Source organism: Kribbella sp. NPDC054772, from assembly GCF_053611945.1.
Genome location: NZ_JBSHBJ010000009.1, coordinates 113,292 through 125,939 on the forward strand (window position 1 = coordinate 113,292; position 12,648 = coordinate 125,939).

Here is a 12,648-nt window from a genome sequence, read left to right on the forward strand (position 1 = left end):
TTGTGTGATCACACAATCAGAGCGATTTCAGCGCCAGGAACACGTCGACGCGGTCCTCGAGGCTCGCCAGATCGCGTCCGGTCAGTTGCTGAACGCGTTCGATGCGGTAGCGAACGGTGTTGACGTGCAGGTGCAGCGCCTCCGCCGTACGGGTCCACGAGCAGGAGCAGGCGAGGAACGCCTGGAGTGTGCTGAGCAGGTCGGCGTTGGTCCGGCGGTCGTGCTCGAGCACCGCCCCGAGGACACGGTTGGTGTAGGTACGCCGTACGTCGTCGGGCAACGTGGCGAGCAGGAGGACGTGGGAGGCGACCTCGTCCGAGGTCACGACCGAGACCGGAGCCCGGCCGGCACCCGCGGCGCGTTGCGCGAAGCGGGCCTCTTCGAGCGCGCCCGCGAGCGCGTCAATGGCGGTCTCGCCGCTGACCCCGACAGCGAGCCGCGCCCGCTGGAGACCGGATCCGAGCCGGCCGAACGCCCGCCGGAGGTGCTCGGGAAGCCCCGGCGTGTACGGCAGGAAACCGACCAGCAGACCGTCCCGGCCGGGCGCGACGACGGCCGGCCCGACCGTCAGCGCGACGTCCTCCAGCAGGCTCAGCGCGACCTCGCTCGGGCCGTCGTCCCGGAGCTCGGCGACCGCGACGGCCATCGGTCGTTCCGAGTGCGCGCCCGCCTGCCGGAGCCGCGCGGCGACCTCGGCCTGCGGCGCGCCCGACTCGACCAGCGCCAACGCGTCGGCGACCAGCGGGCGCAGCGCGCGGCGACCCTCGTCCCGCCGGGCCCGGTCCAGAGCGGCGATCGCGCACAACTCGTGCACGGCCTCGACATGGTCCCGCGACCACTCGGTGTGGTCGCCCTCGATCACGAGCACCCACGCCGTCAGCCGGTTGCCCAGCCCCGACCCGACCGGGAACAGGCTGTACGACGCATCGATCGTCAGCGCGAGCGCCGGCGTACGGTCCGCGGTCAGGAACTTGCGCGTCACCGCGTCGACGGCCGCCGCATCGAGCTCACCAGGCCCCGGTACGACGTGGCGCCCGGTCGGAGTCAGCACGCGGCAGTCGTGCCCGATCTCGGCGGAGATCCGCGCCGCCAACTCGTCGAGACTGCGGCCGGCCGCGATCGACGACAGCAGTTGCCGCTGCCGCACCAGGCTCGCCGAGAGGCGCGCCCCGGTCTCGGCCGAGCCCGCCGCCGCGACGTACTCCGTGACGTCCGCGAACGCGATCTCGACCGGCACCTCGATCAGCGTCACCTCGTGCCGCTGACACGCCTGCAGCAGATCCGCCGGAACGTCGCCCAGTTGCGCCTTCCCGGCCAGGATCGTGGTCGCGCCGCGCCCCGCCATCGAGCTCACGAACACTTCGCTGTCCATCGGTCGGCGCCGCCAGACGAGCCCGGTCAGCACCACCTCGCCGCCGTTCAGGTACCGCCCCGGTTCCAGCAGGTCGGTCGTCACCAGCCGCCCGATCGGGCGGTCCAGGGTCCCGCCGGCCGAGTGCAGCAGCCGCAGCCCGAGCTCCGGCGCATCCAGCAGTTCCGCCAGTAACACGCCGTACCTCCGAGCTCGGTCGCTTTAGAGGAACGTACAACGCGCGCGCTCGCGTAGGACAGGCCTCGACGCCGGCGGCCGGTCTTGACGGTCACTCGGCGCCCGCTTATGGTCATTTCGCAGAACAGAAACAAGATTCCGCAATACGGAAATTGGAGTCGGGATGAGTCACCATCTGCGGTTCACGGTGAACTGTTCGTTGCTGTTCACCGAGTTGCCTCTGTTGGAGCGGCCAGCCGCGGCGCGGCGGGCCGGCTTCGGCGCGGTCGAGTTCTGGTGGCCGTTCGTCGAGGCGGTGCCGCCGGACCGGCAGGTCGACGCGTTCGTCACCGCGGTGACCGACGCCGGCGTCCAGCTGACCGGCCTGAATTTCTTCGCCGGCGACATGCCCGGCGGCGACCGCGGCCTGGTGTCCTGGCCGAAGCGGTCCAGCGAGTTCCGGGACAACGTCGACGTCACCGTCGGCATCGGCGAGCGTCTCGGCACCCAGGGCTTCAACGCCCTGTACGGCAACCGGGTCGACGGCGTCGCCGAGCAGGAGCAGGACGACCTCGCGGTCGAGAACCTCGCCCTCGCCGCTCAGGCCGCCGCCCGGATCGGCGCCACCGTCCTGGTCGAGCCGGTCAGCGGTGCCGACCGCTACCCGCTGAAGACCGCGGCCGACGCTCTGACCGTGATCGATCGCGTCCAGGCGGCGTACGACGTACCGAACGTCGGACTGCTCGCGGACCTCTACCACCTCGCGGTCAACGGTGACGACGTCGACCGGGTGATCGCCGAGCACACCGACCGGGTCGCCCACGTCCAGATCGCCGACGCCCCGGGCCGCAACGAGCCCGGCACCGGCACGCTTCCGCTCGACCACCAGCTCAGCGCCTTGGAGACCAACGGCTACGCCGGCTGGGTCGGGCTCGAGTACAAGCCGTCCACCACCTCAGAAGCAAGCTTCGGCTGGCTGCCGTTCGAGCGCCGCTGACCTTTCCTAGGAGACGACGAAATGACGAATATCGCCTTCATCGGCCTCGGCATCATGGGCAACCCGATGGCCGTCCACCTCGCCAACGCCGGACACTCCGTGGCCGGCCTGGACCGCAGCCCGGAGCGCGCCGAGGCCCTGATCGCCGCCGGCGGCCGCGCGGCCGGCTCGATCGCCGACGCGGTCAAAGGCGCCGACGTGATCTGCGTGATGGTGCCCGACTCGCCCGATGTCCAGGACGTCCTCGAGGGTGAGAGCGGGGTCTTCCAGAACGCCGAGACCGGCGCGCTGATCATCGACTTCTCCAGCATCCGGCCCGACGTCACGCAGCAGCTTGCCGAGCAGGCCCGCGCGCTCGGGTTCCGGCTGCTCGACGCACCGGTCTCCGGTGGTGAGGCCGGCGCCAAGAACGCCGCGCTGTCGATCATGGTCGGCGGCGAGGCGGACGACTTCGCGGTCGCCAAGCCGCTGTTCGACGCGGTCGGCAAGACCGTCGTCCACGTCGGCCCGAGCGGTTCCGGCCAGACGGTGAAGGCCGCGAACCAGCTGATCGTGGCGGCGAACATCCAGGCGGTCGCCGAGGCGGTCGTGTTCCTGGAGGCGTACGGCGTCGACACCAAGGCCGCCCTCGAGGTCCTGGGTGGTGGTCTCGCCGGGTCCACCGTGCTGAACCAGAAGAAGGAGAACATGCTGTCCCGCTCCTTCGAGCCCGGGTTCCGGATCGATCTGCACCACAAGGACATGGGCATCGTCACCGCGGCCGCCCGCGAGGCGGGCGTCGTCGTACCGCTGGGTGCCCTGGTGGCGCAGCTGGTCGCGTCCGCGCGGGCGAACGGTGACGGCAAGCTCGACCACTCGGCGCTGCTCCGCGGTGTGGAGCGCCTGTCCGGAAAGGCGAACTCATGACCCGGATGCGCGCGGTCGACGCCGCGGTACTGATCCTGGAGAAGGAAGGGTCGACGCAGGCGTTCGGGCTGCCCGGCGCCGCGATCAACCCGTTCTACAGCGCGATCCGCGCCCATGGCGGCATCAAGCACGTGCTGGCCCGCCACGTCGAGGCCGCGTCGCACATGGCCGAGGGGTATACCCGGGCCGCGGCCGGCAACATCGGCGTCTGCATCGGTACGTCGGGACCGGCCGGCACCGACATGATCACCGGCCTGTACTCCGCCTCCGCGGACTCGATCCCGATCCTCTGCATCACCGGCCAGGCGCCGGTCGCGAAGCTGCACAAGGAGGACTTCCAGGCCGTCGACATCTCCGCGATCGCCAAGCCGGTCGCGAAGTGGGCGGTCACCGTGATGGAGGCCGCGCAGGTCCCGGGCACCTTCCAGAAGGCGTTCCAGGTGATGCGCGAAGGCCGTCCCGGTCCCGTCCTGATCGACCTGCCGCTGGACGTGCAGCTCGCGCAGATCGACTTCGACATCGACACCTACGAGCCGCTTCCGGTCTCGCGCCCGGCCGCCACCCGCGCCCAGGCCGAGAAGGTACTGACGATGCTGAACGAGGCCGCGCAGCCGCTGATCGTCGCCGGGGGCGGGATTATCAACGCCGACGCCGCGGACCTCCTGGTCGAGTTCGCGGAGGTCACCGGAGTTCCCGTCGTACCGACGCTGATGGGCTGGGGCGCGATCGGAGACGACCACCCGCTGAGCGCCGGGATGGTCGGTCTGCAGACGTCGCACCGGTACGGCAACGCGACCATGCTGGCCTCCGACCTGGTCCTCGGGATCGGGAACCGCTGGGCGAACCGGCACACCGGCGGGCTGGACGTGTACCGCGGCGAGCGGAAGTTCATCCACGTGGACATCGAGCCGACGCAGATCGGCCGGGTGTTCGCGCCCGACTACGGCGTCGTGTCGGACGCTCGCGCCGCCCTGCAGGTGTTCGTCGAGGTCGCGCGCGAGTGGGCGGCCGAGGGCAAACTGGCCGACCGTACGGCGTGGGCCGCGGAGTGCCGCGAGCGCCGTACGACGTTGCAGCGCCGCACGCACTTCGAGAACACCCCGATCAAGCCGCAGCGCGTGTACGAGGAGATGAACCGCGCGTTCGGGCCGGACGTCCGGTACGTCAGCACGATCGGGCTGTCGCAGATCCAGGCCGCGCAGATGCTGCACGTGTACCGCCCGCGGCACTGGATCAACGCCGGTCAGGCCGGCCCGCTCGGCTGGACCGTGCCGGCCACGCTCGGCGTCGCGGTCGCGGATCCGGACAGCACCGTGGTGGCGCTGTCGGGTGACTACGACTTCCAGTTCCTGATCGAGGAGCTCGCGGTCGGGGCGCAGTTCAACATCCCGTACATCCACGTGGTGGTGAACAACTCGTACCTCGGCCTGATCCGGCAGGCGCAGCGGAACTTCGACATGGACTACTGCGTGCAGCTGTCCTTCGAGAACATCAACAGCCCCGAGGTGAAGGGGTACGGCGTCGACCACGTGAAGGTCGTCGAAGGCCTGGGCTGCAAGGCGTTGCGGGTGTCCGAGCCGGACGGGATCCTGCCGGCGCTCGAGCAGGCCAAGAAGCTGATGGTCGAGCACCAGGTCCCGATCGTCGTCGAGGTCATCCTCGAGCGGGTCACGAACGTCTCGATGGGGGTCGAGATCGACAACGTGATCGAGTTCGAGGACCTGGCGGTCTCGCCGGCCGACGCGCCCACCGCGCTCGCGTTGCTGGACTGATGACGGCCCCGACGTTCGAGGGGTTCGGCGTCCGGATGGTCGTTGCCTCGGACAAGTTCAAGGGGACGCTGACGAGCACCGAGGTCGCGGCAGCGGTCGGCGCCGGGGTACGACGAGTCTGCCCCGACGCCACCGTGATCTCGGTCCCGGTGGCCGACGGCGGCGACGGCACACACGCCGCCGCCGGCGCCGCCGGGTATCAGTTGGTGCCGGTGGTCGCGTCCGGTCCCACCGGGCAGCCGGTGTCCTCCGGGTACGCGCGGTCCGGTGACACCGCGGTCGTCGAACTCGCGGACGTCTCCGGGCTGGTCCGTCTCCCGGACGGCGTCCCGGCCCCACTCACCGCGACGTCGTACGGCACCGGCGAGGTGATGGCATCCGCGATCGACGCAGGCTGCACCCGCATCGTGCTGGGCATCGGCGGGAGCGCGTCAACAGACGGCGGCACCGGCCTGATCCAAGCCCTCTGCGGCGCAGACCACCGGGCCGAATGGACCTTCGATCTGGCGATCATTCGCCGCCGGCTCCGGGGTGTGCAGGTGGTTGTTGCGTGCGACGTGGACAATCCGTTGACCGGGCCGCGGGGAGCTGCTGCTGTCTACGGACCGCAGAAGGGGGCGACGCCGGAGCAGGTGGGCGAGTTGGACCGGCGGCTGACGCGCTGGGCCGACCTGGTGGCCGAGGCGACCGGCAAGGACCTTCGCGATGTACCCGGCGCCGGAGCCGCGGGTGGTGTGGGGTTCGCAGCGCTCGCGCTGCTCGACGCCGAGCTCCGGCCCGGCATCGACCTCGTCCTGGACCTCGTCGGTTTCCGTGAGCAACTGATCGGCGCCGACCTGGTGATCACCGGCGAGGGTGCGCTCGACGAGCAGACACTGCACGGCAAGGCGGTCGCGGGCGTGGCGTCGGTAACAGCCGGAATTCCAGTTATCGCTGTGTGTGGCGTGAACCAGCTGGAACCCTGGCAGCTGCGGGAGATCGGGGTGACCGCGGCGTACGCGCTCACCGACCTGGAGCCGGACGTCCAGCGGTGTATCGCCGACCCGAAGCCGTTGCTCGAACAGCTCGGGGAACGGATCGCAGTGCAGCACCTTACGATGACACGGAGCGAGAGAGGCATCGCATGAACGCTGTGGATCTGGTGATTCGGGCTCGGCGGGTGGTGCGGTCCGCGGGGGAGCAGGCGTGCGCGGTCGGCGTCCGGGACGGGCGGATCGTCGCGATCTCGCCGTACGACGCCGAGCTCGACGCGGCCGTGGAGTTGCGGCTCGCCGACGACGAAGTACTGCTGCCGGGGCTCGTTGACTCGCACGTGCACGTCAACGACCCGGGCCGGACCGACTGGGAAGGGTTCACGTCCGCGACCAAGGCAGCGGCCCGCGGCGGCGTCACCACGATCATCGACATGCCGCTCAACAGCATTCCGCCGACCTGCGACGCGCCGGCCCTCGCTCTCAAGCGCAAGACCGCCGAGACCCAGGCGTACGTCGACGTCGGGTTCTGGGGCGGCGCGATCCCGGGCAACGTGCCGGACCTCCGCCCGCTGCACGACGCCGGCGTGTTCGGCTACAAATGCTTCCTGCTGCACTCCGGAGTGGACGAGTTCCCGCCGCTCGACACGGACCAGCTCGCGGCAGCGATGGCCGAGATCGCGAGCTTCGACGGCCTGCTGATCGTGCACGCCGAGGACGCGCACCGCATCGACGAGGCGACCCCGCCGAACGGCGCGAACTACGAGGCCTTCCTCAACTCGCGCCCACGCGCGGCCGAGAACGAGGCCGTCGCGCAGGTGATCCGACTGGCCCGCGAGTACGACTGCCGCGTGCACATCCTGCACGTCTCCAGCGCCGACGCCCTGCCGCTGATCGCCGACGCCCGCGCGTCCGGCGTACGGATCACCGCCGAGACCTGCCCGCACTACCTGAGCTTCGCGGCCGAGGACATCCCGGACGGCGCGACGCAGTACAAGTGCTGCCCGCCGATCCGCGAGGGCGCCAATCGCGAGCTGCTCTGGGAGGGCCTGCGGGACGGCACGATCACCCTGGTTATGTCCGACCACTCGCCGTCGACGATCGACCTCAAGCACCTCGACACCGGCGACTTCGGCACCGCCTGGGGCGGCATCGCCTCCCTCCAGCTCGGTCTGCCCGCCGTCTGGAGCGAGGCCCGCCGCCGCGGGTTCACGCTGGCCGACGTGGTCCGCTGGATGTCCACGGCCCCCGCCGAGCAGACCGGCCTGCGCACCAAGGGCCGGATCGAGGTCGGGTACGACGCCGACCTCTGCGTGCTCGCCCCCGACGAGACCTTCACCGTCGACGCGCACCAACTGCAGCACAAGAACGCCATCACGCCGTACGACGGACGCACGCTCACCGGCGTCGTCCGGAGTACCTGGCTCCGCGGCGCACCCGTCGACATCGACGTCGACCCACGCGGCCGCCTGCTGACCCGAGGAGAGCGATGAGTTTCTACGCGCCGAAGGGCGGCCTGCCCCCGCAGACCGACCTCACCACCGACCGCGCGGTCTTCACCGAGGCGTACGCCGTCCTGCCTCGCGGCACGATGCGGGACATCGTCACCAGCCGGCTGCCGTTCTGGGACGACACCCGGTTGTGGGTGATCGCGCGGCCGCTGTCCGGGTTCGCGGAGACGTTCTCGCAGTACATCGTGGAGGTCGCGCCGGGCGGTGGCAGCGACAAGCCGGAGACCGACCCGGCGGCCGAGGCCGTGCTGTTCGTTGTCTCGGGCAACCTTGTGCTGACGGTCGCGGGCGAGAAGCACACGCTGACCGAGGGCGGGTACGCGTACCTGCCGCCGGGTGGCGACTGGACGGTGCGGAACACCAGCGACGCGGCGGTGACGTTCCACCTGGTGCGCAAGGCGTACGAGCGGGTCGAGGGGATCGACGTACCGCCGGCGATGGTGACGAACGAGGCGGACGTCGAAGGCCGCGAGATGCCGGACACCGAGGGGCGGTGGAAGACGCAGCGGTTCGTGGACCCGGACGACGTACGGCACGACATGCACGTCAACATCGTCAGCTTCGAGCCGGGTGGGGTGATCCCGTTCCCGGAGACGCACGTGATGGAGCACGGGCTGTACGTGCTGGAGGGCAAGGCCATCTACCTGCTGAACAAGGACTGGGTGGAGGTGCAGGAGGGCGACTTCATGTGGCTCCGCGCGTTCTGCCCGCAGGCCTGCTACGCCGGCGGGCCGGGGCGGTTCCGCTACCTGCTGTACAAAGACGTCAACCGGCACCCGAAGCTGACGCTCTAAACGCTGATCGTCACCGGGCGCTGGGGAGCGACGAGCGGGTCGGTGGCCAGGCGGGCGTGGCGTTCCACGTCGTACCGGGTGCCGTCGAAGGCGAGGCGTTCGCGTTCGATGCCCTCGGAGAGGAAGCCGGCGCCGGCCGCGACCGCGCACGAGGCCGGGTTGTTCAGCCGGTGCCCGAGCTCGAGCCGGTACAACCCGGCGTCGTGGTGCGCCCAGCCCGCCAGCGCGCGCAGAGCATCTCGCGCGACGCCGTGGCCGCGGACGTCGTGCAGCGTCCAGTACCAGGTCCAGCCGACCCGGTGCCGGTCGATATTCGTCACCCCGACGCATCCGATCGGGTGATCGTCGGCATCCGCGACGGCGTACACGTGCCCGTTGTCGAGGTCCGCGACCCGCCCGATCCAGTCCACCGCGGACGCCCGGTCCACGATCCCACCCTGATGCGCCATCTCCGGATCGTCGTGCGCAGCGGCCAGCCGCAACGCATCACCCGTCCGCCACTTCCGCAGCCCCAGCTCCCCGAGCGCGTATCCCATCCCTCGAAAATACCCCCGCGGCCGTCACCCGAGCCCGTCCCTCGGCGCGTTCCCACCGGTCCCGATCGGCTGGGAGAGGATAGGGCCCATGGGATATCTGGATTTCAGGGATCAGGTTGTCGTGGTGACCGGGGCCAGCAGCGGGATCGGGGCCGCGGCGGCGGTGGGCTTCGCGGAGACGGGAGCCACGGTCGCGCTGCACTACCACCGCAATTCCGACGGCGCGAAGCACACCGTGGGCGCGGTGCAGACAGCCGGCGGTGCGGCGTCCCTGCACCAGGCGGACCTCGCGGACCCGAAATCCGCCGACGCGTTCATCGACGAGGTGCTCGCCCAGCACGGGCGGATCGACGTCCTGGTGAACAACGCCGGTGACCTGGTGAACCGGTCCGCGATCGCCGACGTACCGGACGAGGAGTTCCACCGGATCCTGGACGTCAACCTGACCTCGGTGTTCGCGCTCAGCCGGCGGATCGTGCCGGTGTTCCGCGCGCAGGGCAACGGGTCGATCATCAACGTCACCTCGATCGCCGGGCGGACCGGCGGCGCCGGCGGGTCGGTCGTGTACGCGACCTCGAAGGGCGCGGTCAGCACGTTCACCCGCGGTCTCGCCAAGGAGCTCGCCGCGGAGGGTATCCGGGTGAACGCGATCGCGCCCGGCGTGATCGCGACCCCGTTCCACGACCGCCACACCGCCGACGCCCAGATGCAGGCGATGCTGGCCACCATCCCGATGGGCCGGACCGGTACTCCGCACGAGTGCGTCGGCACGATCCTCTTCCTCGCCTCCGACCGGATGGCGTCGTACGTCACCGGTCAGATCATCGAGATCAACGGCGGCCAGCTGACGCCGTGAGCATGCGGACCTGCACCACTCACCAACCATCCGGTCCCACGCTCGGGTCGCCGGTCGGCACCCGGTTGAGCGGCGGTTGGTGAGTGGTGGGCGTCCGCCTTATCGCGAGAGGGTGCGGAAGCGGTGGGCGGACAGCGGCAGGAAGACCGCGGTCAGCAGCAGCGGTCCGATGACCGCGGCCAGGCCGGCGTGGGTGCCGATCCAGGTCGCGGTGGCTGACGGATCAGGGTTGCCGAACAGGGACCGGGCCGCGGTGGCCGTGGCCGAGAGCGGGTTCCACTGGGCGATCGTCCCCAACCAGACGGGCATCGTCGACGTCGCGACGAACGCGCTGGAGAGGAACCCGATCGGCCAGACCACGACCTGCACCATCGTGACGCTCTGCGCGTTCTTCACCGTCAGGCCGATGAAGATCCCGACCCACAGCAGCGCGAACCGGAGCAGGAGCAGCAACCCGAACGCGGCCAGCGCGGACGGCAGCCCCTCGTGCCAGCGCCACCCGAGCGCGAGACCGGTCCCGACCAGCACGACCAGCGTCACCGCCGAGTCCAGCATGTCGGCGATGCACCGCCCCAGCACCACGGCCGCCGAACTCATCGGCAACGACCGGAAGCGATCCGTCACGCCCTTCGACACGTCGGTGGTGACCGCGGTCATCGTGCCCTCCAGCCCGAAGAGCATCGCCAGCGCGAAGATCCCGGGCACCAGCAACTCGTAGTACGACGAACCCTCGGGGGACTCCATCGCTCCGCCGAGCAACGCGCCGAACATCAGCAACATCAGCACCGGGAAGAACCACTGGAACACCACCAGCCCCGGCTGCATCCGCCAGTGCGTCAACGTCCGCCGCGCGATCGTCCAACTGTCCGCGAGCGCGTACCCAAGCCCCGTCACGCCGCCACCTCCGCTCCGGTCAGGTGCAGGAACACCTCGTCGAGTGTCGGCCTCCGCAACGTGATGTCCTCCGGTTCGATCTTTGCCTCGTGCAACGAGTTCGCCATCACTACCAGCGCCTTCGTCCGGTCCTTCACCGGCACACTCACCCGTACGTCGGCCACCCGGATCTCGCCGTCCGCCAGCGATCCCGCCAGCTCGACCACCCGCCGTACGTCGGCCGGATCGGCGAGCACCAGATCGAGCCAGTCCGACCCGAGCTGCGTCTTCAACTCGTCCGGTGTGCCCTCCGCGACGACCTTTCCCGCCTTCAGCATCGAGATCCGGTTCGCCAGCTGATCCGCCTCCTCCAGGTACTGCGTCGTCAGCAACACCGTCGTACCGCCGTCGACCAGCTGCCGTACGGCGTTCCACACCTCGATCCGCGCCGCCGGATCGAGCCCCGTCGTCGGCTCGTCCACGAACAGCACCCGCGGCGCCACGATCAGACTCGCCGCGAGGTCGAGCCGTCGCCGCATGCCGCCGGAGTACTTGCTCACCGCCTGCCCGGCCGCCTCGGTCAGGCTGAACTGCTCGAGCAGTTCGTCCGCCCGGCGCCTCGCGTTCTTCAGATGGTTCAACCGCCCGAACATCACCAGGTTCTGCCGCCCGGTGAGTACTTCGTCCACAGCCGCGTACTGCCCCACCAGCCCGATCCGCCGCCGTACCTCCGCTCCTTGCCGGCGTACGTCGTACCCCGCGATCGTCGCCGTACCGGAATCCATCTCGAGCAGTGTGGACAGGATCCGCACCACCGTCGTCTTGCCGGCGCCGTTCGGGCCGAGCAGGCCCGTCACCGTGCCGGCCGTGACCTCCAGGTCGAAGCCGTTCAGCCCCGCACCCTCCGTGCCGCCGCGGTAGTTCTTCCGGACACCGGCGGCCTCGATCACTCGTTCCGTCGTCATTCCCACCTCTCGGGTCGTTGAGCCGTAGAGTGTACCGTACAATGTACGGCTCAGGTACGATGCGGTCAACGACGAGCGGCGGAAGAAGGTTCCGGTGGCGGGAAGAAAGGCGGCGGCGCCCGATCCGGCGCGCAGTCTGGCGCTGCTCTGGGGCAGCCACACGAAGCCCGGCCGGTCCGGTCTCACAGTGCGCGCGATCGTGGACGCCGCGGTCGAGCTGGCAGACGCCGAGGGTCTTGAAGCGCTCTCGATGCGGATGGTCGCCGAGCGGCTGAAGGTCGGGACGATGTCGCTGTACACGCACGTCCCCGGCAAGGGCGAGCTGACCGACCTGATGTTCGACCAGGTGTACGGCGACCTGTACGCCGACGTCGACGAGCCGGCCGGTCAACCCGGCGGCTGGCGCGGCGCGCTCGAGTTCATCGCGCGCCGCAACTGGGAGATCCTGACCGCGCACCCGTGGATCCACGAGGTCCCGACGATGCGGAACGCGTTGGGTCCGAACATCACCCGCAAGTACGAGGCCGAGCTCCGCCCGCTCGACGGTCTCGGCCTGACGGACGTCGAGATGGACTCGGCGCTGGCGCTCGTCCTCACTCACGTCCAAGGCACTGCCCGGGCCGGCGCCGAGCAACTCAGGCTCCAGCGGGACTCAGGCCTGAGTGACGAGGAGTGGTGGCGTCAGATCTCGCCGACCCTCACGACAGTGATGTCCGGCACGCACTTCCCCACCGCCGGCCGAGTCGGCACGGCGGTGGGCGAACACTTCCAATCCGCCCTCGATCCCGCCCACGCCCTCACCTTCGGCCTGGCTCGGATCCTGGACGGGATCGCCCTACTCATCGACGAGCGGGCCTGAGGATCCCCAGGCCATCACAATCGCCCGAATGCGGCGACGCCCCGCTCACCTGCGGTCGAGTGCTGGGATTGTGATGGCCT

At 70.1% G+C, this 12,648-nt stretch carries 12 protein-coding genes; 8 read left to right on the top strand and 4 right to left on the bottom strand.

What is annotated here, in order from left to right:
- Positions 1-16: 16 nt before the first annotated feature.
- Positions 17-1,549, bottom strand: a complete 1,533-nt coding sequence (locus ACWGID_RS17335) for a PucR family transcriptional regulator (protein ID WP_452197589.1) — start codon at positions 1,547-1,549, stop codon at positions 17-19.
- Between the two features lie 163 nt (positions 1,550-1,712).
- Here ACWGID_RS17335 and ACWGID_RS17340 point away from each other — a divergent pair, with 163 nt between their 5' ends.
- Genes ACWGID_RS17340 through ACWGID_RS17365 form a run of 6 tightly spaced genes read left to right on the top strand, consistent with a single transcriptional unit; the run spans position 1,713 to position 8,479 of the window.
- The gene (locus ACWGID_RS17340) at positions 1,713-2,525 is read left to right on the top strand and encodes a hydroxypyruvate isomerase family protein (protein ID WP_452197591.1); all 813 of its coding nucleotides are present in this window, start codon (positions 1,713-1,715) and stop codon (positions 2,523-2,525) included.
- A 21-nt stretch (positions 2,526-2,546) separates the two neighbouring features.
- On the top strand, positions 2,547-3,431 hold the full coding sequence (locus tag ACWGID_RS17345) for a 2-hydroxy-3-oxopropionate reductase (RefSeq protein ID WP_452197593.1): 885 nt from the start codon (positions 2,547-2,549) through the stop codon (positions 3,429-3,431).
- The gene (gene gcl, locus ACWGID_RS17350) at positions 3,428-5,203 is read left to right on the top strand and encodes a glyoxylate carboligase (RefSeq protein WP_452197594.1); all 1,776 of its coding nucleotides are present in this window, start codon (positions 3,428-3,430) and stop codon (positions 5,201-5,203) included. Before ACWGID_RS17345 ends, gcl begins: the two co-directional genes overlap by 4 nt.
- Positions 5,203-6,330, top strand: a complete 1,128-nt coding sequence (locus ACWGID_RS17355; protein ID WP_452197596.1) for a glycerate kinase — start codon at positions 5,203-5,205, stop codon at positions 6,328-6,330. Before gcl ends, ACWGID_RS17355 begins: the two co-directional genes overlap by 1 nt.
- On the top strand, positions 6,327-7,667 hold the full coding sequence (allB, locus tag ACWGID_RS17360; RefSeq protein WP_452197598.1) for an allantoinase AllB: 1,341 nt from the start codon (positions 6,327-6,329) through the stop codon (positions 7,665-7,667). Before ACWGID_RS17355 ends, allB begins: the two co-directional genes overlap by 4 nt.
- On the top strand, positions 7,664-8,479 hold the full coding sequence (locus ACWGID_RS17365; protein ID WP_452197600.1) for a bifunctional allantoicase/(S)-ureidoglycine aminohydrolase: 816 nt from the start codon (positions 7,664-7,666) through the stop codon (positions 8,477-8,479). Before allB ends, ACWGID_RS17365 begins: the two co-directional genes overlap by 4 nt.
- Here the strand turns inward: ACWGID_RS17365 and ACWGID_RS17370 are convergent.
- Positions 8,476-9,015, bottom strand: a complete 540-nt coding sequence (locus tag ACWGID_RS17370) for a GNAT family N-acetyltransferase (protein ID WP_452197602.1) — start codon at positions 9,013-9,015, stop codon at positions 8,476-8,478. The genes ACWGID_RS17365 and ACWGID_RS17370 overlap by 4 nt on opposite strands.
- Positions 9,016-9,103: 88 nt before the next feature.
- Here ACWGID_RS17370 and ACWGID_RS17375 point away from each other — a divergent pair, with 88 nt between their 5' ends.
- Positions 9,104-9,871 (top strand): SDR family NAD(P)-dependent oxidoreductase, encoded by a 768-nt coding sequence (locus tag ACWGID_RS17375; protein ID WP_452197603.1) that lies wholly within the window; start codon positions 9,104-9,106, stop codon positions 9,869-9,871.
- A 99-nt stretch (positions 9,872-9,970) separates the two neighbouring features.
- Here ACWGID_RS17375 and ACWGID_RS17380 read toward each other — a convergent pair whose 3' ends face one another.
- Together ACWGID_RS17380 and ACWGID_RS17385 are read right to left on the bottom strand one after the other, a co-directional pair.
- The gene (locus tag ACWGID_RS17380; protein WP_452197605.1) at positions 9,971-10,765 is read right to left on the bottom strand and encodes an ABC transporter permease; all 795 of its coding nucleotides are present in this window, start codon (positions 10,763-10,765) and stop codon (positions 9,971-9,973) included.
- On the bottom strand, positions 10,762-11,709 hold the full coding sequence (locus ACWGID_RS17385; RefSeq protein ID WP_452197607.1) for an ATP-binding cassette domain-containing protein: 948 nt from the start codon (positions 11,707-11,709) through the stop codon (positions 10,762-10,764). The genes ACWGID_RS17380 and ACWGID_RS17385 overlap by 4 nt, the downstream gene beginning before the upstream one ends.
- A gap of 94 nt (positions 11,710-11,803) precedes the next feature.
- Between ACWGID_RS17385 and ACWGID_RS17390 the strand changes: the two genes are divergently transcribed.
- Positions 11,804-12,568: a TetR/AcrR family transcriptional regulator gene (locus tag ACWGID_RS17390; protein WP_452197609.1), complete on the top strand. Its 765-nt coding sequence runs from the start codon at positions 11,804-11,806 to the stop codon at positions 12,566-12,568.
- Positions 12,569-12,648 lie beyond the last annotated feature (80 nt).

Excerpts from the sequence above, each read along its gene's own strand:
- ACWGID_RS17340 (WP_452197591.1), top strand. The coding sequence starts at position 1,713 with ATGAGTCACCATCTGCGGTTCACGGTGAACTGTTCGTTGCTGTTCACC.
- ACWGID_RS17345 (WP_452197593.1), top strand. The coding sequence starts at position 2,547 with ATGACGAATATCGCCTTCATCGGCCTCGGCATCATGGGCAACCCGATG.
- gcl (WP_452197594.1), top strand. The coding sequence starts at position 3,428 with ATGACCCGGATGCGCGCGGTCGACGCCGCGGTACTGATCCTGGAGAAG.
- ACWGID_RS17355 (WP_452197596.1), top strand. The coding sequence starts at position 5,203 with ATGACGGCCCCGACGTTCGAGGGGTTCGGCGTCCGGATGGTCGTTGCC.
- allB (WP_452197598.1), top strand. The coding sequence starts at position 6,327 with ATGAACGCTGTGGATCTGGTGATTCGGGCTCGGCGGGTGGTGCGGTCC.
- ACWGID_RS17365 (WP_452197600.1), top strand. The coding sequence starts at position 7,664 with ATGAGTTTCTACGCGCCGAAGGGCGGCCTGCCCCCGCAGACCGACCTC.
- ACWGID_RS17370 (WP_452197602.1), bottom strand. The coding sequence starts at position 9,015 with ATGGGATACGCGCTCGGGGAGCTGGGGCTGCGGAAGTGGCGGACGGGT.
- ACWGID_RS17375 (WP_452197603.1), top strand. The coding sequence starts at position 9,104 with ATGGGATATCTGGATTTCAGGGATCAGGTTGTCGTGGTGACCGGGGCC.
- ACWGID_RS17385 (WP_452197607.1), bottom strand. The coding sequence starts at position 11,709 with ATGACGACGGAACGAGTGATCGAGGCCGCCGGTGTCCGGAAGAACTAC.